The following is an 18,532-nucleotide window of genomic DNA, read 5'->3' on the forward strand; positions in this document are numbered from 1 at the left end:
AGGGTCTGACAATTTCCGATTGTGCCAGGTCAGACCCCTCGAAGACCTCAGTCGCAGGGGCAGCAGTTGCAGTCGCAGTCACAGTTCGGCCCGCAGTCGGGACCGGGGTCGCAGCCGTCGCGCCGCTTGTCGCTCCACGGCCCGGGGAACGGGTCGCGGCAGCAGAACTGGCAGGTCCCGCACATGTAGAGGAACGCCCCGCAGCCCTCGAAGCACCCGCGCGGCTGCCTCTGCCAGTTGAGCCTGGGGTACGACCACAACCCGCTGCCGGGATCCGACCAGCGAGGCTTGCCCGGCGGGTAGTCGTGCCTCTTGCGCTTGCCGAACACCCGGATGATCGACTCCTCCAGCTCGTGCACCAGCAGCTTGTGCACGAGCCGCGCGTCGGTGAACTCCACGTCACCGAGCGCCAGCCTGATCCCCGCGACCGCGTCCAGGCACAGCCGGTGCGCCTCCTCGACGGGCGTCCCGGTGGCGAGCAGCGGGTTCCACGCGCCGGACGCGCGGTCCTCCTCCAGGTCCTCCACGGCGTCGATCAGGTGCGCCACCCGCCCGAACAGCCGCCCCACCTCGCGCAACGGCTCCACGTTCCCGGGCCTGCCGGCGATGATCGCGGTCTGCCCGACCGCGAACGCGGTCGCGGTCTCCGTGGGCTCGGTGACCACGAGCACGGAGCTGCCGAGCCCCGCCCCGGCCTCCACCTCGGGCTGGCGCCGCACCGCGTCCACCATCACCGAAGCGTCGAACCCGAGGTCGGACGCCGTTCCGAGACCCTTGGAGGCCCAGCGCTGCGCCACCGCGCGGCCAGCCCACCCGAGCCGGCCCGCGAGGCCGTCGCCGTCGTCCACGTGGTCCTGGATCTTCAACGACGCGAGCACGAGCGACACCGAGGCGGCCAGCCGCGCACCGTCGCCGATGGCCACGTCCGCGGACTTCATGCCGCGCAACGCACACGGTCCGGCGGTCCGCCGCGAGACCCCGGACTGCGCCTCGACCGCGGCCGAGATCATCAGCCCGTCGTAGTTGGTGACGAGGCGCGAGAGATGACCGTGCTCGTCGCGCAACGACAGGCACATTCCACAAAGGTGTGACAGCCACGCGGACCGCAGCTCAGCGCCCATTCTGTTGCGACAGGGGCGGATGATCCCGAACATGCGCGGCATCCTAAGTGGCCGCGGCGCCCGACGATGGCAGTATCGCGGACGTGGCACACATCCATCCGCCGAAGATCGAGTACTTCGACCTGGACGCCAAGAGCAACACCGACCCCAAGGGGCAGCTGAGGAGGGTCGACGAGTTCCGCCTCACACCGACCGGCCTCTACATGTTCCGGCCGCTCGCGGGACATCCGAAGATCAGCCACTTCGAGAGCTGGTTCCTGCCGAAGCTCAACATCCGCGTGACGCGCCAGTCTTGGCACCCCGGTCACCAGCTCGACTTCGACTTCTACGTGGACGTCGTCGAGATCAACGCGATCGGCAGTGTCTGGAAAACAACCGATCTGTACCTCGACCTGATAGTCCGAACGGGCCACAGCGTGACTGTTTTGGACACGGACGAGTTGATCTCCGCAGTTCAGCACAACCTGCTCTCCGCGCAACGCGCGCAATGGGCACTGGAAACCACCTACTCGGCGGTGTCCGGCATTTCAGCGCACGGTCACGATGTGGTCAGGTGGCTCACCTATTCGGGTTGTCCTACGACCTGGCGTTGATACACAGAGCGTGTTCGTCACCTGACCGTGACGTAACAAATCGACCCGGCGTGTAACTGGGAGCACATATTTGACTACGCTCGGCGGCGTGGGAGCGGTCACTACACCTCAGTTGGTCGATGTCGTCGACACCATTTCGGGCGTGCGCTCGTATTCTTCGGGTGGCTCGCGAACTCTCAGTTCGTGTTATCCCGAACGGTGGGGTCTGCGAATCGAGCACCCCACTCCGGAGGACCCGTTCTCGGACTCCGAGGTCACCTGGCTGATGCCCGAACTGGGTCTGCGCCTGACCACTTACCGCCCTCGTTCACGGCATGCGCGCAGCAGCCCGAGCGTGCTGTCCGCGGTGCGGGTCGAGCGCGACCACCGCCACTGGCAGACCACGGACCTGCTGCTCGGCCTGGCCGTCCCCGGCGGCACCACGGCCCGCATCGTGCGCAGCGAGGACTTCGCCGCCGCGGTCGCGGGCCGAGTGCTGCGACCGGGCGATGCCGACCAGGCGCTGCGCACGGTCCACCGCACCCTCGAAGAGCTCAGCAACGTCAACCACAACCTGACGTCGTGGCTGACGTGGCACGGCATCTACGACTCCTGGCCGCCCCTGTAGGCCTCGACGCGCTCCACGGCCGCCTCCATCCAGGGTTCCTTCGCCTCACCGTAGGCGAAGGCGCCGGCGTCGCCCGCGAACCGCTGTGACAGCTCGAGCTTGAGATCCGCGTACTCCTCACGCGCCCGCGCGTCGTGCCGCAGCCAGTCGCGGAAGTCGACCGCCCACCGCCAGTTCGGCGCACCTTCGACACGCAGGTGCAGGTTCACGCGCCGTCCGGGGTCAGCCCCGGCGTGCAACCGCTTGCTCCAGTCACCCTCGCCACGCGGCGTGTCCACGTACGGCCCCACGTACGGGAAACCAGCCTGAGCCAGCACTTCGCGCAGCTCGTCGGCGGTCTCCATGTCCTCGACGGCGAGCTGGAAGTCCAGCACGTCCTTGGCCGCGAGCCCCGGCACCGCCGTAGACCCGATGTGCTCGACGTGCCGCCCACCGGCCGCCAGGCTGATCCGGCGCGCGATCCGCCGCGCCTGCACCGGCCACCTCTCGTCATAGGGCACGACGATCGGCGACCCGGACGCGTACGTGCCAGAGCGCACGTTCTTCTCGAAGCCCACCAGCCGGTCCCACAACGCCGTGATGTCCGGAACCTCGCCGCTGTTGTCCAGCCACACGTCCGCGACGGCCCGGCGCTGCTCGTCGGTGGCCTGCGCGGCGATCCGGTTCTCGGCGTCCCGCCGATCCATCCCGCGACTCGTGACGAGCCGCTCCAGCCGCGTGTCCGAGTCCGCGAAGACGACGATCACCAGGTGGTACACGGCCGCCATGTCCCGCTCCACCAGCAACGGGATGTCGTGCACCACGACGGCGTCCTCGGCGGCCTCTGACATCCGCTGCCCGGTGAGCGCACCGATCCGCGGGTGCGTGATCCCGTTGAGCGTCTGCCGAGCCTCCTCGGTGGCGAACGCCTTGGCCGCCAGCGCCGCCCGGTCGAGCGTCCCGTCCGCGTTCAGCACGTCCTCGCCGAACGCCGCGACGACCTCCTTGAGCCCGTCACTCCCCGGCTCGAGAACCTCACGCGCGAGCTTGTCCGCGTCGATGACGACGGCGCCGTTCTCCGCCAGCAGCCGCGCGATCGTCGACTTGCCGGACCCGATTCCCCCGGTCAACCCCACCCTGAGCATGCCGGTCAGGTTAGCCGGGCCACCAGGACCGCTAGACCGGCGGCGTCATCGACTGCGCGGCCAGCACCGGCAGGATCGCGATGAGCTTCTCCTTGGGGATGAAGTTGTTCCGGTTGCGCACCACGAACGTCGACTTCCCCAGCGACCCGATGAGCAACTGCTCGTCCTTGCCCTCGACCAACGTCCCCTTCTGCTTGCCGACGTCGACCTCGGTGATCTTCGCACCATCAGCCCGCTCGGCCTCGACACTCTCGGAGACACGAGTACGAGCGGTCAGGTCGTCGGTGTAGGACGACAACCCGATGACGATCTTGGCGTCCGTCAGCCCCTTCTTGTCGGGAATCCCGTAGTAGCAATCGATCTTCCCGGTCCGTCCGATCCCCGGCTCCTTGATGCCGACGATGATCCGAGGCTCCCCGGGAAGCTCCTGCCCGAGCGTCGTGTTCATGACCTCAACGGGCACCACGAGCTCACAGTCATCGGGCAACGCCCGGTCCACCATCACCGGCACCCGAGACGGCGTGGTGGACGGCGTGATCCGAGGAATCTGAGGCGGCGGCGCCTGAGTCTGCGGCACGGCAGCAGAACAGGCGGTGCTGACAACCAGCAGCACACCGACACCCAGCGCCACGACGAACTTGTTCCCACGCATAGGTTTGCCAACCTACACAACAAGGTTGGGCCCCCACCACAGAGTGAACAGCAAGCACCTGATCGCGTTAAGCCAAGACGAGAGCCCTTCCCCAAGCGAAGCCGAAGGCGAGCCGTCTTCACCGAACGGGCCTGGCGGTGGGTCCCGTCACGAGTCGCGCCATAGCTCTTGCCACATGAGAGAAGGGGTGTCAAGCGGACACGCTTTTCGTCCGCTTGACACCCCTTCTCTCATGTGGCCCGCTCTTGGTGCGACTCGTGACGGGACCCCACCGCCAACGCACCCTCTAAGCAACAGGCAGCCGCCCAACGCAACAGGCGTGCCATCAACCCACAGGTGGCCCCCCGATCAGATTGCCGGGAGTCTGGGGGCAGAGCCCCCAGGGGGAAGCACGCAACCGACAGGTCGCCGCCCGCAAGGTGACCACCCGCACGGTGACCACCCGCACGGTCGCCGCCCGCAAAGCCGACCACCCGCCCACGCCCCCAAACAACGAAGGCCCCCACACCCAAAGGGTGCAGGGGCCTTCGAAGGTCTAACTAGCGACTCACATGCCGCCCGACAGCTTCTCGCGGAGAGCCGCGAGCTGCTCGTCGGAGGCGAGCGTGCCACCGGACTGAGCCGGCGCGCCCACGGACGTGGAAGGAGCGTCGCCACCGGAGGTGTAGTTGCCCGCACCCTCGGCCGAAGCCTCTTCCTCGGCCTCGGCGGCCTTCTTGATCTGCTTCATGTGGGCCTCGTAACGAGTGTGCGCCTCGGCGTACTGGCGCTCCCACTCCTCACGCTGCTTGTCGAAGCCCTCGCCCCACTCCTGCGACTCCGGGTCGAAGCCTTCGGGGTAGATGTAGTTGCCCTGGTCGTCGTACTCGGCGGCCATGCCGTACTGGGTCGGGTCGAACTCGGTGTCGACCGTGAAGCCCTCGTTGGCCTGCTTGAGCGACAGCGAGATGCGGCGACGGTCGAGGTCGATGTCGATGACCTTGACCATGACGTCGTCGCCGACCTGGACGACCTGCTCCGGGATCTCCACGTGGCGCTCGGCCAGCTCGGAGATGTGGACCAGGCCCTCGATGCCCTCGTCCACGCGGACGAACGCACCGAACGGAACCAGCTTGGTGACCTTGCCCGGCACGATCTGACCGATCGCGTGGGTGCGGGCGAACTGGCGCCACGGGTCTTCCTGCGTCGCCTTGAGCGACAGCGACACGCGCTCGCGCTCCATGTCGACGTCGAGGACCTCGACGGTGACTTCCTGGCCGACCTCGACAACCTCGGACGGGTGGTCGATGTGCTTCCAGGACAGCTCCGACACGTGGACGAGACCGTCGACGCCACCCAGGTCCACGAAGGCACCGAAGTTGACGATCGAGGACACGACGCCCTTGCGGACCTGGCCCTTCTGCAGCTGGTTGAGGAACTCGCTGCGGACCTCGGACTGGGTCTGCTCCAGCCACGCACGGCGGGACAGGACCACGTTGTTGCGGTTCTTGTCCAGCTCGATGATCTTCGCCTCGAGCTCACGGCCGACGTACGGCTGGAGGTCGCGGACGCGACGCATCTCGACGAGCGAGGCGGGGAGGAAGCCGCGGAGGCCGATGTCGAGGATGAGACCACCCTTGACGACCTCGATGACCGTGCCCTTGACGGGCTCGTCCTTCTCCTTGAGGGCTTCGATGGTGCCCCACGCGCGCTCGTACTGGGCGCGCTTCTTGGAGAGGATCAGACGGCCTTCCTTGTCCTCCTTCTGGAGAACAAGCGCCTCGACCTCGTCACCGACCTTGACGACCTCGTTGGGGTCGACGTCGTGCTTGATCGACAGTTCACGCGAGGGGATGACGCCCTCGGTCTTGTAGCCGATGTCGAGCAGGACCTCGTCCCGGTCGACCTTGACGATGGTGCCCTCAACGATGTCGCCATCGTTGAAGTACTTGATCGTCAAGTCGATAGCTGCGAGGAAGTCCTCCTCCGTCCCGATGTCGTTGATCGCGACCTGCTTGGGAGCAGCGGCAACGGGGGCGGTGGTGGTGTCGGTGGACATTAGGTAGGTGGCTCCGGTACGGATTGGCATTGATTGGCTGGGTAAGTGGTGCGCGCGCAGCGACTCAGAGACCTTGAACACCGGCACTTCTGGATCATGGGCAGCGCTAACCCACTACGCACGCGATATCGTACGCGGCTGCGAGACGCGCAAGCAAACCAGCCCCCATGTGAAGGAGCAGTGTGTCCAACCAGCACGCGAGCGCGGAGCAAGCGCTCGGCACCGCCGGCATCGTCAAGCGCGGGGCGGACGCCGCGGAGTCACGCGTGGCGAACCAGATCTGGTGGGACGCGGACGCCGACGACTACCACGAGACGCACGGCGAGTTCCTCGGCGCGGCCGACTTCGTGTGGTGCCCGGAGGGCCTGCGCGAGTCCGACGCCCGGTTCCTGGGTGAGATCGCTGGTCAGCGCATCCTGGAGGTGGGCTGCGGCAGTGCGATGTGCGCCCGCTGGCTCAAGGACAACAAGGCCGACGTCACCGCCTTCGACATCTCCGCGGGCATGCTCCGGCACGCCCGCAGGAACAACGCCGAGACCGGCATCGACGTGCCGCTCGTCCAGGCCAGCGCGGACCAGCTGCCGTTCCGCGACGGCTCCTTCGACGCCGCCTGCAGCGCGTTCGGCGCCGTGCCGTTCGTGGCGGACGTCCAGGAGGTCTTCAGCGAGGTCGCCCGCGTGCTCAGGCCCGGCGCGCCCTGGGTGTTCGCGGTCAACCACCCGATGAGGTGGATCTTCCCCGACGACCCCGGCCCGCTGGGTCTCACCGTCACGCAGTCGTACTTCGACCGCACGCCTTATGTAGAGGTGGACGAGGAGGGCAAGGCGACCTACGTCGAGCACCACCGCACGCTCGGCGACTACGTCCGCGCGCTCACGAACACGGGTTTCGTGCTCGAGGACCTGGTCGAGCCGGAGTGGCCGAAGGGCCACACCCGCAACTGGGGCCAGTGGAGCCCGCTGCGCGGCAAGCTCTTCCCCGGCACCGCGATCTTCCGGACCCGCCTGACGTCGTAACCTCACGTGCCATGACCTCGGCACGCGGACTAGTGGCGGCCCAGTCAGCGCGTTTCGCCTCGCTGGACCCGTTGCTCCCGCCCGCCACCGAACCGCCCACGGACGGCCACGTCATCACGGCGGCGCTGGCGGACGGCACGCGCGTGGCCGGGATCATCAGCCACCAGAGCTTCGAGCCCCACACGACCACGCGCCTGTGGTCGGCGGCCGAGGTGTGGGAGATGCTGCCGCTCGTCGGCGAGTCGCAGGGCATGGACGCGCTGCTCACCCGCTTCCGCCGGCACCTCGACACGCAGGAGGTGCACGACGACACGGCGTGCGTCGTGCACTGGCCGAGCCGCGACACCAAAGCCGCACGTGCGTTCCTCGACCACGGGCTGGTGCCGCTGTCGGTGCTCGCCGTGCGCCTGAGGACTCCGGCACAGCACATCTCCCGCACGCTCACGATCCGCCGTGCGACCCCGCACGACCTGGAGACGGTGCTGGAGCTGTCGCTCGCCGAACTGGAGTACTCCTCCTACGTCGGCTCGACGATCGTGCGCCCGAACGCGGCCCATGTGAAATGCCAGGCGCTGGTCGAGCGCCTCAAGAACGCGAGCCCCATCTGGCTCGCCGAACGCGACGGCATCGCGGTGGCGCTCGCCGAGTGCGCGATCGTGTCGTCCGAGCCCGGCACGGCCGCGGCGGCGAGACTCCCCCGCGGCCGCTGGGGCTACGTGAACTGCGTCTCGGTGCTGCCGGGCGCCCGCGGCGCCGGCATCGGCCAGCAGCTCCTCGCCTACGCCCACCAGGAGCTCCACCGGATGGGCACGGTCGGCACGTACCTCTACTACAACCCGCCGAACCCGCTGAGCAGCGTGTTCTGGCCCCGTCAGGGCTACCGGCCGCTGTGGACCGTCTGGGAAGTACGCCCCGCGTCAGCCCTTAGGTGACCTATGTCCGAGTTGCAGGGTGCCGAGGTCTGCGGGAGAATTTGTACTGACCGGTCAGTTTAACGGAGGGTAAAGCCGTGGAGATCCACGCAAGTCGCGCAGGCGTCAACGGGGGCCATGGTCCCCTGCTCCGGCCGACTTCGCTGACCGTGAAGCCCGGCGAGCTCACGCTGGTCGCGGGCGAGCCCGGCACCGGTCACACGGCGTTCGGCCTGCTGCTCTCCGGTCGCATGAAGCCCTCGACGGGCACCGTGTCCCCGGACGCGAAGACGCTGCGCAAGCGCGTCGTCCTGGTCGACGCCCCCGAGGTGAACGAGCCGGAGGAAGCGCTGAGCCTGTCCGCCGTCGTCGGCGAGGAGCTCGCGATGAACGGCATGCCGTCCGGCAAGAAGGCGGTGCACGACTGGTTGGTGGAGCACGCCGCCGATGAGCACGCGGACAAGCGCTTCGAGCACGTCCCGGCGCGGACGCGGTGCGCGGTGCTGCTCGAACTGGCCGCGTCACGCCCCGGCGTGACGGCTCTCGTCCTCGACTGCCCCGACCGCTACCACCCCGACCCGCGCGAGTGGTTCGCCCTGGCCCACGACCACGTGACCCCCGAACGGTCCGTCGTCGTCCTGTGCTCGAACTCCTCCGCTCACATCCTCGACATCCCGCACGCGCGCCTTGGTGAGGACAACGACACCAAGATGGAGATCACCGCATGAGCGCCCTTCGCATGGCCTTCAACGAGCTCCGCCGGATCACCTCCGGCAAGCTCCCCAAACTCGCCGTCCTGGCTCTGGCGCTCGTGCCTCTGCTGTACGCGTCGCTCTACCTGTACGCCAACAAGGACCCGTACGCGAACCTCAACCACGTGCCCGCCGCACTGGTCGTGAAGGACAAGGGCGCCAAGGACCTCAACGCGGGCAAGGACGTCGCGGACGAGCTGCTCAACGGCAAGAAGTTCAACTGGAAGGTCGTCGACGACGCCGACGAGGGCGTCCGCAAGGGCGAGTACATCTTCGCCCTCACGCTGCCGGAGGACTTCTCCGAGGCGCTCACCTCCGCCGAGCAGAACAAGCCGCGCCAGGGCGTGCTGACCCTGACGACCAACGACGCCAACAACTACCTGGGCAGCACGATCGCGAACCAGGTCGTCAGCGAGGTGCGCAGGGCCGTCACGGCGAAGGTCTCCACCGAAGCCGCCGACAAGCTGCTGCTCGGCTTCTCGACGATCCGCCAGGAGACCACCAAGGCCGTCGACGGCGCCACGCAGCTCGCGAACGGCAGCGCGACCCTGCGCGACAAGCTCGGCGAGCTCGACAGCGGCGTCCAGCAACTCTCCACGGGCGCGGTGACGGCGGCCAACGGCGCCGCGCAGCTCCGTGACGGCACGCACGAGCTCCGCTCGCAGACCGCACCACTGCCCGACGGCGCCAAGAAGATCGCCGACGGCGCACGCCAGGTCGCCACCGGCAACGAGACCGCCGCGACCCAGGCCGAGGAGTACGCGAAGAAGGCCCAGGCGCTCGTCGGCGTGCTCGACCAGGCGAACGGCGACATCGCGAACCGCTTGCGCACCTTGGGTTTCACCGAGGAACAGGTGCAGAACGTGATGGCCACGATCGGCCAGGTCCGCAAGCCGGTCGACGACGCCAACGGCAAGGTGCAGGGCGCCGCTGGTGATCTCCGCAAGCTCGCGACCGGCGCGGACCAGGTGGCCGACGGCGCCGAGCAGCTCTCGTCCAAGATGCCCGGCCTGGTCGCCGGCGTCGCCAGGCTGGACGACGGCGCCACGAAGCTCGCCGAAGGCAACGCCCAGCTCCGCGACGGCCTGCGGACGGCGGCCACCGGCACGCCGCAGCTCGAGGACGGCGCCGTGAAGCTCGCCGACGGATCGGCGCAGCTGCGTGACGGCCTGACCGGGGGCGTGAACAAGATCCCGAACCAGGACGACCCGACCAGGGCGGCCATCGCGCAGGCGATCGGCGACCCGGTGGCGGTGCGCGGCCTGTCCCAGACGAAGGCCGCCACGTACGGCGCAGGCCTCGCCCCGTTCTTCCTGGGCCTGGCGACGTGGATCGGCGCGTTCGTGCTGTTCCTGCTGCTGCGCCCGCTCTCACGCCGTGCGCTCGCCGCCGGTCAGTCAGCACTCAGGGTCGCGCTGGGCGGCTGGCTGCCGGGTGCGTTGCTCGGCATCGTGCAGGTGCTCGTGATGTTCACGGTCGTGCGGTTCGTGGTGGACATCGAGCCGTCGAACCCCATCGGCACGTTCGGATTCCTCGCGCTGATGTCACTGACGTTCGTGGCGATCCTGCACGCGCTGAACGCCGCGTTCGGCGCCGTCGGCAAGTTCCTCGGCCTGATCCTGCTGATCCTCCAGCTGGTCAGCGCGGGTGGCACGTTCCCGTGGCAGACGATCCCGGTGCCGCTGTACCCGCTGCACTACGGCCTGCCGATGGGCTACGCGGTCGACGGCCTGCGCCACCTGATGTACGGCGGTGACCTCGGCAGCGTCGGAAAGGACGCGCTGATCCTTCTCGCCTGGCTGCTCGGAGCCCTAGCCTTGACGTCCGTGGCGGCCTACAAGCAGCGCGTGTGGACAGCGTCCAAGCTGAAGCCGGAGCTCGTGCTGTGAGCGCGCGGACGACGGCGACCAAGCAGAAGCTCTTCGACGCGGCGTTGAAGCTGGTCGGAGAACGGGGCGCGGCCTCGGTGACGGTCGACGAGATCGCCGCGGAGGCGGGCGTCGCCAAGGGCACGATCTACTACAACTTCGCCTCGAAGGACGCCCTGGTCGAAGCGCTGCTGCACCACGGCGTGGAGATCCTCGCGGGCCGGCTGCGGTCCGCGGAGGGCTCGGAGGACTCGCTGGAGGCGCTGGTCGACGAGATGCTCGGCTTCTGGGCCGAGTACCCGGCGTTCGGCCAGCTCCTCGTCTCGGAGCTGTGGCGCACGCCGGGCCAATGGCACGGCACTCTCTCGTTGCTGCGCGACGACATCGTCTCGATCGTGCGCGGTCAGATGAAGCGCCTGGCCGACGCGGGCCGCCTGCCCGAAGGGGTCGAGGTCGGCACCGCGTCGGCGGCGCTGTTCGGCACGTTGCTCGTGATCGCGCTGGACTGGCAGGTGTTCCAGCCGGAGCGGTCACGGGCGGAGGTGCGCGAGTCGGTCATGCTGCTGGTGCGGGGGATGCGCTCGGCGCGTTAGAGCTGAGCGATCCGCTCCGGCCGTTGCAGCGCGGAGACCTGGGCGATCACCACGACGGCCAGCGCGGCGGCCACGACGGTGAGCACCGCGGACAGCACCGCCGCCGCCCGGTAGGCGGGCCCTTCGTCGACGAGCCCCTCGGCCGCGTTCGCGAGCATCATCGCGAGGAACGCGTACTGCCAGGGCTTGATCCACGGGCTGGGCACCCGTTCCTCGAACGGCCTGTCGTGCTGCGCCACGTCGGACGCCCGCCACACGTCCGCCATCTGCCTGGCGTCGCGCAGCCCGATGGCCGTGGCGTTGACCGAGGCGCGCCGGACCCAGATCACGAACGCGACCGCGGCCGGCAGCAACAGCAATGACGCGATCGCGTCCCACCTCACCTCGCCCGTGCTCAGGTCGACCGCCGTGCCGAGCACGCTCGCCACGGCGACCAGCACGATCAGGCCCTGAGTCACGTGCCCGGTGATCCGGACGTCCTTCAGATCGATGTGAGCGCTCATTGACTCCCCCAAAAAGACACGTCCCCCGACGTCGGCGCTGACCGTACAACTCCGATGCACGATCGAGCGACGCGTTTGACCGAGCAGGGCACGATGCCCGCCGGTACGAACGAAGACATGCCGAAACTGCTGACCATCGCCACCGCCCTGCTCGCGACCATCGCCCTCACGGCCTCGCCGGCGCTGGCCGAGCCCGAGCCGGCGAAGGCCACCGCCGACTTCCAGGAAGCGCTGTTCACCCCTGTCGCCGGCGTCCTCGACCTCGAGGAGACAGCCGACGGCATCAAGGTCGCCGGCGAGTTCAAGAAGGGCTTCGCCTCCGACCTGCCGTCGGACTACCAGTTGGTGGTCCTCGACGGCGCGGAGGTGGTGCTGGACTTCAGCAAGGACTTCCAGGAGGTCGCCGAGATCGAGGCGGCGGAGGTCAGCGCGTTCGAGTTCGTCACGGTGACCAAGCAGAAGATCGCGGACATCCGCAACGAGGACGTGGTCGTCCGCCAGCTCGTGGACGTGGCTGTCGGCGTGAAGGCGCAGGCGGAGATCGGCCGCGCGAAGGTCGTGAAGACCGAGGTCCGGTAAGGCCTCAGCGGGCGTCCTCGTGGTGCAGCGAGGGCGCTCGTCCTTCCAACCCTCGTTCGACGGCCTGCAGCACCGCACGGTTCGTGCGCAGCGTGGCGTCGTGGGCGAAGTGACCGAGCAACACCTGCTGTGTCGGGTGAGGGAGCACAGGGTCCGGCACCGGCGTGGACGTGTGCACCTCCACTACCGGCGCACCCTCTGCGAGAAGGTGCCGCACGGCGTTGAGGACCCTCACGCGATAGCTGTCGTGCACCCACGCCACGAGCAGGTTCACCAGGTGGCCGTCGAGCTCGTACTCGACCTCCTCCGCGAGCTTGGAGGGCTCCGCCCAGTCGGCCCGCACCCACGTCGGCCGGTGTCCGCGCGAGATCGACGCCCGCGCCGCCCGTCCGGGACCGTCGTCGGCCATCAGCGGCTGCGTGCGCGACGGCAGCACCACCCGCCATCCGCGTGCCACGAGTTGTCCCGCGCAGCCGGCCAGCATGCCCGTCCCGCCCAGCACCAGCGCAGTTCTCACCGAGCACGCTCCTCCCCGACCGAGGCGAGCGGCCCCGAGAGCCACCGCTCCACCTGCGCCTGCCCGCGCAGCCGCACGACCACCACGTCGTCGACCAGGGCGAGCACCCTGACCCGGTTGCGCCGGTAGCTCTTCCAGCCCCACCGCAGGATGTGCCCGGGGTCGGTGAACGCCGACCACAGCGACGACTCCCGATTACCGTTCCACAACTCCACCCCTGCCGCGCGACGTCTGATCGTGCGACTCACCAGTCGTCCCATCACGACCGGGAACCGGTGGTCGAGCCACACCACCGTGTCCGCCCTGGCGAGCAACACTGGCCGCGCCGCCTTGTACTGGTACTCGGTGACCCAGTGGTCGTCCTGCGCGAACGCGGCGACCTCCGCGAAGAACTCCGGCCGCGGTGTCCACTGTGGACCCCAGTAGAGGCTGTCCAGCTCGACGCGCCGCAGTTCGTGCTGCTCGGCGATGCGCAGGCAGAGCGTCGACTTGCCGGATCCGGCGTTGCCGGCGACGAGGATGCGCCGGGGCACGTGCGGCAGCGGATCAGCTGGTCCGAGCAACGGCATCGGGCCAGGCTAGCGAAAACCCAATGATCACAACACGGCGCGGAGCGGGCCCGGAAAGCCCGAAGGGCCCCCGGAAGATTCCGGAGGCCCTTCGGGGTGAAACAACGTCAGAGAGCGGTGACGTTCGTCGCCTGCGGGCCCTTCTGGCCCTGCGTGATGTCGAACGAGACCTTCTGGTTCTCCTCGAGGCTGCGGTAGCCGCCGCCGTTGAGGGCCGAGTAGTGGACGAAGACGTCAGCGCCGCCGTCCTCGGGGGCGATGAAGCCGAAGCCCTTTTCAGCGTTGAACCACTTGACGGTGCCGTTTGCCATGTACTGCTTCTCCTTGATTACTGAAGAGCGCGCCGCACTGTGCAGCCGCTCCGTGGTTGGTCATGAGCCTTGCCCCAACCGTGAAGAAGGAGAAGCACTCGCAACTGAAGTTTGGCGAGCGTGAAAGACACGAACACGAAACTGCAACCAACGAAGAACTATACCCTACCTAGCCGCGTTTGCGCTGGGGTACCGCGAACCGCTGCTGCATGATCGAGATGCGGAAGACGAGGAAGCAGGCGAGACCGCCCGCGCCTATGGCGCACAGCGTTGACAGGGTCGAGAACACCACGTAGAGAGGGGTGTCGAGCAGCAACGACTCGAACACGTCGCCCAGCACCATGGCGAGGAACGCGTACTGCCAGGGCTTGATCAACGGGCTCGCGGCGCGCTGGGCGAACGGCACCTCGCGCTGCTCCGGGTCGCTCGCCTTCCACACCTGCGAGACCGTCCGCACGCCGTGCAACGCGATCGCCTCGGCGTTGTGGGTCACACCGCGGAACCACACCATGCACGCCACGCCCGCGGGCACGAGCAGCATGATGGCGAGGAAGCTCCACGAGGACGAGCCGCCCTGCCAGTCGTTGATCGTGCCCCAGATCGACTCGGCGACGACCAGCGCGATCAGGCCCATGCTGACGTAGCCGGTGACCCGGACGTCCTTCAGGTCGATGTAGGTGTCCAACGCAACTCTCCCCGAACGCGGCGAACTGCGCGGCAGACTACCGCCCGAATCCGCAGCCCAGTTCGGTGAAGGTCGCGATCTTCTCGGCCGCCCGCACGACGACCTCGTCGATGCCGTCGAGCACCACCCGTTCACCGACGCGGCGGGCGGGCAGCAGCGGCACGTCGGCTTTGCCGCACTGCTCGGCGATCGACGTGAACGCCCGCGCGGCGGCCAGCGGTGCGACGAGGGGCTCGCCGGTCTGCCGGTGCCGGATGAGGTTCTCCAGGAGGTCGACCGGCGGCGCCACGGCCATGCGGTGGTCGTTGACCGTCAGCCTGTCGTCGTCGTACCACCAGACGACCTGGCCGAGCGTTCCGTGCACCAGGACGACCGGTGGCAACGATGTCGTCGCGCAGAGCGTGGTGGCGACCACGACCGGCGGCGCGCCATCAGCCGTGACCCGGACACAGGCCGTGTCGTCCGCACTGATCGTGTCGCGGCACCGGTACAGCTCCAACTCGACAGCGATGTCGGCTCGTTCCTCGACATCGGCGAGCAGCAGCGCGTTCTGCAGCGCGTGTGCGAACGGGTTGACGAGCGTGCCGTCCTCGCCCTGCCGCCCGGCCCACTCGGAGCGCTCGTAGTAGGAGTCCGAGCGCACCCAACGCCCGGCGGCACCGATGCCCGTGATGTCGCCCAGCGCGCCAGAGCCGATCAGTGAGCAGAGCCGCCGGTACGAACCCGTGCCCTGCGTCTGGAAGCCGACCTGGCACACCAGGCCGCGGTCCAGCGCCGCCGCGCAGATCTCGTCGAAGTCGGTCACCGACAGCACCGCCGGCTTCTCGACGAGCACGTCGCAGCCCAGTTCGAACGCCGCCAGCACGAGGTCGCGGTGCGTCGAGGGCGGCGAGGAGACCACGACGACCTCGGGGTGCAGTTCGGCCGCGAGCGACGGCAGATCCGGGTAGGACGGCACCGGCACGTCGACGTCCGCCACGTCGACCACGCCGACGAACGTGGCGAGCCCGTCGTGGCCGAGCCGGACCAGGTTCTCCACGTGCCGCGCCCCATGTCCCCGAGCACCGACCAGCGCAACACGCATCGCTCTCACCCTTCTCGGGCGGACTCCGCCACCAACGCGGCCACCAGCATCAGCCGAGGTGCCGGTAATTTCAATGCGCCGCGCCAACCAAGACTCGTTTGCGACAGCATCACGGCACCAACGGCGTCCGAAGCGTCAACACAGCCACCCGAACGGGCAATGGCGCCGGGAGCACGATGACCGCTATCGGAGGTCGAGGACGTCGGCGACGCGGACCGGCTGCCCGGTCTCGAAGCTGCGGTTGGCGGCGAACCCGGTCAGCAGGGAGAGCGCGCCGTCGTGGTGCGTCGCTTTGCGACCGAGCGGGTCCTCCTGTCCTGCGGGCCCGTACAGCGCGTCGACCATGCGCTGGTCGGCACCGCCGTGCCCGTCCCGGTCGTACTCCAGCGCGATGTCCTCCCGTTCCTCGAACAGCCGGTGCACCGAGAGCTTCGCCCACCCCTGCTCGGGGTTCGCGGCGACGCCGTGCACGGACGGGTCCTGGCCGGACACCCAGGAGTTCTCGACGACCTCCAGTTCGAGACGGCCCCTGCTACCGTTGACCATCAGCCGGTAGCCCTCCCACGGCGAGTAGGCCGTCAGGTGGTAGGTCAGGTTCGCACCGCTGGCGTAGCGCACGAGTACCGACATGTCGTCCTCAATGGACACACCGGGCTCGAACGGGTTCTGGTCGCGGCGATAGCCGTCCTCGTGCCGTGCGTCGACGTAGAGCTTCTTCAGCCAGGCGTTGCGCTCCAGATCGATGTCGAACCTGTCGTCGTGCGTGTAACCGTGACGCTCACCGTTCTCGTTGCCGTAGAAGAACAACCGGCCGTGCGCGTACACGGTCTCGGGCACCGAGCCGACCCACCAGTTGAGCAGGTCGAAGTGATGGGTCGCCTTGTGGACCATGAGACCGCCGGAGTTGACCTTGTCGCGGTGCCAGCGGCGGAAGTAGTCGGCGCCGTGCCGGGTGTCCAGCAACCACTCGAAGTGGACGGACCCGATCTCGCCGACGGCGCCGTCCGCGAGCAGCGTGCGCACCTTCTCGTGGATCGGGTTGTAGCGGTAGTTGAAGGTGACCGTGAGGCTGCCTTCGTTGCGGTGCACCGCGTCCAGGATCTTGCCGGCCGACGGGACGTCCGTCGTCATCGGCTTCTCCGTCACGACGTCACGACCGGAGTCCAGCGCCTCGATGATGTACGTGTCGTGGAAACGGTCGACGGTGGTCACCACCACCACGTCGACCCGTTGCTCGTCGAGCATCTTCAGGAAGTCTTGCGCGTCGTACGTGGGGACCGGCTCGATCCCGAGTTCCGCGAGGCGGTCGTTGTGGACGGTCATCCTGGTCCGGTTCACGTCGGCGAACGCGACGAGTGCGCAGGTGTCCGCGTGTTCGACCGCGATGGCGTGGACGTGCCGCTCCGCCCTCGATCCGGTCCCGACCACCGCGTACCGCCTGCGCGTCATCCCCGGCCTCCCCTGAAAAGGTTTTCTCCACGCTAGCCGCATCCGCCCCAGCCTCGTCAAGATGAGGTCATGCCGACTCCTGTGGTGCTCGACTGCGACCCCGGCCACGACGACGCGATCGCGATCCTGCTCGCGGCCGGCTCACCCGAGATCGACCTGCGCGCGATCACCACCGTGGCCGCGAACCAGACGCTGGACAAGGTCACCGCGAACGCCCAGCGGATCTGCTCCGCCGCCGGCATCTCGGTGCCGATCGCGCGCGGGTGCGCGCAACCGTTGGTGCGACCGCTGTACGTGGCGGAGGACATCCACGGCGAGTCCGGAATGGATGGTCCGGCGTTCGGCCCGCTGACCGTCGGTGTGACCGAGGAGCACGCGATCGACGTGATGCACGCCCACATGCCGGCGACGCTGGTGGCCACCGGCGCGTTGACGAACGTGGCGATGTACCTGCGGCGGTACGGGCCGGCCGCGGTGCGCGAGATCGTGCTCATGGGCGGGTCGACCGAGCGCGGCAACACCACGCCGTACGCGGAGTTCAACATCTACGTCGACCCGGAGGCGGCCGCGATCGTCTTCGGCAGCGGCGTGCCGATCACGATGATCGGGCTGAACGTGACGCACAGGGCGTTGGTGACGCCGGAGATCGTGGCTCAGTTGAACGCCCTGGGGCCGCTCGGGCGGACGTGCGGGGAGCTGATGACGTTCTTCGCGGCGACCTACCGCGACGTCTTCGGCTTCGCGGCACCGCCGCTGCACGACCCGGTCGCGGTGGCACGGGTGATCGATCCGACACTCGTGACCTGCGTCGAGGCGTTCGTGGGGATCGAGACCACGGGGACGTTCACCCGCGGCGCGACCGTCGTGGACCTGCACGGCAGGCTCGGCCGGGAACCGAACGCGCAGGTGGCCGTCGGGCTGGACGTGGACCGGTTCTTCGACCTGGTCGTCGCCGCCGTGGCTCAGCTCACGTAACGCCGTTGACGGTCCGGCGATGATAGGCGCAGGGGGACTTCCTGGGGGGGAAATCATGACCAATCCTGTTTTCGATCCGCAGCAGTCTGCGGACACCACCGTGCAGCAGCAGGACATCGCGCCCGCCGGACCGGAGTTCGAGGTGTACACGCCTTCCGCGTTCGCGCCGCCGCCGCAGCAACAGCCCGTCGCGCCGGCACCCGTGCCGCCGAAGGCGAAGAAGACCGGCATCGTCGTGTTGTCGTTGTTCGTCGTGCTGCTCGCCGGCGCCGGTGCCGCGTTCGGCGTGCTCTTCTTCCAGGAGAAGGGGCACTCCGCCGAACTGTCCACTCAGGTCGAGGGCAAGGACCGCGAGATCGCGGACCTCACCAAGAAGGCCAAGAACAGCGCGGAGGACACCGACCGGGCGGTGACCGCGCAGAAGAAGGCCGAGGCCGACGCGGTGAGCTCGCAGAAGTGCAAGGACGCGGCGAAGGAGATCAAGTCCGCGCTCGTCGCCAACGACGCCACGAAGGGCGAGGCCGCGATCAAGGGCCTGCTCGTCGAGTGCTGATCTGAGCTGGAACGGAAACGGGGCGGTGACTC

21 protein-coding genes are annotated in these 18,532 nt (G+C 68.4%); 10 read left to right on the plus strand and 11 right to left on the minus strand.

The features are described from left to right. Window positions 1-47: 47 nt before the first annotated feature. Window positions 48-1,154 (minus strand): DUF5685 family protein, encoded by a 1,107-nt coding sequence (locus DFR72_RS20310; RefSeq protein WP_090067779.1) that lies wholly within the window; start codon window positions 1,152-1,154, stop codon window positions 48-50. 50 nt (window positions 1,155-1,204) lie between these two features. Here DFR72_RS20310 and DFR72_RS20315 point away from each other — a divergent pair, with 50 nt between their 5' ends. Both DFR72_RS20315 and DFR72_RS20320 read left to right on the plus strand, forming a co-directional pair. After that, window positions 1,205-1,714 carry a ribonuclease FAU-1 family protein gene (locus tag DFR72_RS20315; protein ID WP_090068017.1) on the plus strand — a complete coding sequence of 170 codons (510 nt, stop codon included), beginning with the start codon at window positions 1,205-1,207 and terminating at the stop codon, window positions 1,712-1,714. Between the two features lie 142 nt (window positions 1,715-1,856). Next, window positions 1,857-2,321 (plus strand): ribonuclease FAU-1 family protein, encoded by a 465-nt coding sequence (locus DFR72_RS20320; protein WP_245983218.1) that lies wholly within the window; start codon window positions 1,857-1,859, stop codon window positions 2,319-2,321. On the opposite strand, the gene coaE is transcribed toward DFR72_RS20320, so the two are convergent. The 3 genes from coaE to rpsA form a co-directional block, all read right to left on the minus strand. Next, on the minus strand, window positions 2,297-3,445 hold the full coding sequence (coaE, locus tag DFR72_RS20325; protein WP_090067775.1) for a dephospho-CoA kinase: 1,149 nt from the start codon (window positions 3,443-3,445) through the stop codon (window positions 2,297-2,299). The two genes, DFR72_RS20320 and coaE, sit on opposite strands and share 25 nt — an antisense overlap. Before the next feature lie 31 nt (window positions 3,446-3,476). Beyond that, a complete protein-coding gene (locus tag DFR72_RS20330) occupies window positions 3,477-4,097 on the minus strand; it encodes a hypothetical protein (protein WP_090067773.1) in 621 nt (206 codons plus the stop codon). A 547-nt stretch (window positions 4,098-4,644) separates the two neighbouring features. Next, a complete protein-coding gene (gene rpsA / locus DFR72_RS20335) occupies window positions 4,645-6,135 on the minus strand; it encodes a 30S ribosomal protein S1 (protein ID WP_090067771.1) in 1,491 nt (496 codons plus the stop codon). 182 nt (window positions 6,136-6,317) lie between these two features. Here rpsA and DFR72_RS20340 point away from each other — a divergent pair, with 182 nt between their 5' ends. The 5 genes from DFR72_RS20340 to DFR72_RS20360 all read left to right on the plus strand — a co-directional run bounded on the left by DFR72_RS20340 (window position 6,318) and on the right by DFR72_RS20360 (window position 11,275). Beyond that, window positions 6,318-7,151 carry a class I SAM-dependent methyltransferase gene (locus DFR72_RS20340; protein WP_090067769.1) on the plus strand — a complete coding sequence of 278 codons (834 nt, stop codon included), beginning with the start codon at window positions 6,318-6,320 and terminating at the stop codon, window positions 7,149-7,151. An 11-nt stretch (window positions 7,152-7,162) separates the two neighbouring features. Next, entirely contained in the window at window positions 7,163-8,083 is a 921-nt protein-coding gene (locus DFR72_RS20345; protein WP_090067767.1) for a GNAT family N-acetyltransferase, read from the plus strand. Window positions 8,084-8,160: 77 nt separating this feature from the next. After that, entirely contained in the window at window positions 8,161-8,790 is a 630-nt protein-coding gene (locus DFR72_RS20350) for an ATP-binding cassette domain-containing protein (protein ID WP_090067766.1), read from the plus strand. Next, complete coding sequence (locus tag DFR72_RS20355; protein ID WP_090067764.1) at window positions 8,787-10,703, plus strand: YhgE/Pip domain-containing protein; 1,917 nt, start codon at window positions 8,787-8,789, stop codon at window positions 10,701-10,703. Before DFR72_RS20350 ends, DFR72_RS20355 begins: the two co-directional genes overlap by 4 nt. After that, complete coding sequence (locus DFR72_RS20360; protein ID WP_170176332.1) at window positions 10,700-11,275, plus strand: TetR/AcrR family transcriptional regulator; 576 nt, start codon at window positions 10,700-10,702, stop codon at window positions 11,273-11,275. Before DFR72_RS20355 ends, DFR72_RS20360 begins: the two co-directional genes overlap by 4 nt. Here DFR72_RS20360 and DFR72_RS20365 read toward each other — a convergent pair. Beyond that, on the minus strand, window positions 11,272-11,778 hold the full coding sequence (locus DFR72_RS20365; protein WP_090067761.1) for a hypothetical protein: 507 nt from the start codon (window positions 11,776-11,778) through the stop codon (window positions 11,272-11,274). The two genes, DFR72_RS20360 and DFR72_RS20365, sit on opposite strands and share 4 nt — an antisense overlap. A 117-nt stretch (window positions 11,779-11,895) precedes the next feature. Between DFR72_RS20365 and DFR72_RS20370 the strand changes: the two genes are divergently transcribed. After that, window positions 11,896-12,357 (plus strand): hypothetical protein, encoded by a 462-nt coding sequence (locus DFR72_RS20370; RefSeq protein WP_143086811.1) that lies wholly within the window; start codon window positions 11,896-11,898, stop codon window positions 12,355-12,357. A gap of 4 nt (window positions 12,358-12,361) precedes the next feature. Here the strand turns inward: DFR72_RS20370 and DFR72_RS20375 are convergent, their stop codons facing one another. The 6 genes from DFR72_RS20375 to DFR72_RS20400 form a co-directional block, all read right to left on the minus strand. Next, window positions 12,362-12,874: a Rossmann-fold NAD(P)-binding domain-containing protein gene (locus tag DFR72_RS20375; RefSeq protein ID WP_245983222.1), complete on the minus strand. Its 513-nt coding sequence runs from the start codon at window positions 12,872-12,874 to the stop codon at window positions 12,362-12,364. Beyond that, window positions 12,871-13,443 carry a P-loop NTPase family protein gene (locus DFR72_RS20380; protein WP_090067757.1) on the minus strand — a complete coding sequence of 191 codons (573 nt, stop codon included), beginning with the start codon at window positions 13,441-13,443 and terminating at the stop codon, window positions 12,871-12,873. The genes DFR72_RS20375 and DFR72_RS20380 overlap by 4 nt, the downstream gene beginning before the upstream one ends. 107 nt (window positions 13,444-13,550) lie before the next feature. Then, window positions 13,551-13,754 carry a cold-shock protein gene (locus DFR72_RS20385; RefSeq protein ID WP_030476842.1) on the minus strand — a complete coding sequence of 68 codons (204 nt, stop codon included), beginning with the start codon at window positions 13,752-13,754 and terminating at the stop codon, window positions 13,551-13,553. Between the two features lie 169 nt (window positions 13,755-13,923). Then, a complete protein-coding gene (locus tag DFR72_RS20390) occupies window positions 13,924-14,439 on the minus strand; it encodes a hypothetical protein (RefSeq protein WP_090067755.1) in 516 nt (171 codons plus the stop codon). Between the two features lie 37 nt (window positions 14,440-14,476). Next, entirely contained in the window at window positions 14,477-15,523 is a 1,047-nt protein-coding gene (locus tag DFR72_RS20395; protein WP_090067753.1) for a Gfo/Idh/MocA family protein, read from the minus strand. 183 nt (window positions 15,524-15,706) lie between these two features. Further along, window positions 15,707-16,972, minus strand: coding sequence for a Gfo/Idh/MocA family protein (locus DFR72_RS20400; RefSeq protein WP_090067751.1), 1,266 nt, complete (start codon window positions 16,970-16,972; stop codon window positions 15,707-15,709). Between the two features lie 69 nt (window positions 16,973-17,041). Between DFR72_RS20400 and DFR72_RS20405 the strand changes: the two genes are divergently transcribed. Together DFR72_RS20405 and DFR72_RS20410 are read left to right on the plus strand one after the other, a co-directional pair. Beyond that, the gene (locus DFR72_RS20405) at window positions 17,042-17,947 is read left to right on the plus strand and encodes a nucleoside hydrolase (RefSeq protein ID WP_090067749.1); all 906 of its coding nucleotides are present in this window, start codon (window positions 17,042-17,044) and stop codon (window positions 17,945-17,947) included. 55 nt (window positions 17,948-18,002) lie between these two features. Next, window positions 18,003-18,500 carry a hypothetical protein gene (locus DFR72_RS20410; protein ID WP_090067747.1) on the plus strand — a complete coding sequence of 166 codons (498 nt, stop codon included), beginning with the start codon at window positions 18,003-18,005 and terminating at the stop codon, window positions 18,498-18,500. Window positions 18,501-18,532 lie beyond the last annotated feature (32 nt).

Source organism: Lentzea flaviverrucosa (assembly GCF_003350445.1).
Lineage (GTDB): Bacteria > Actinomycetota > Actinomycetes > Mycobacteriales > Pseudonocardiaceae > Lentzea > Lentzea californiensis.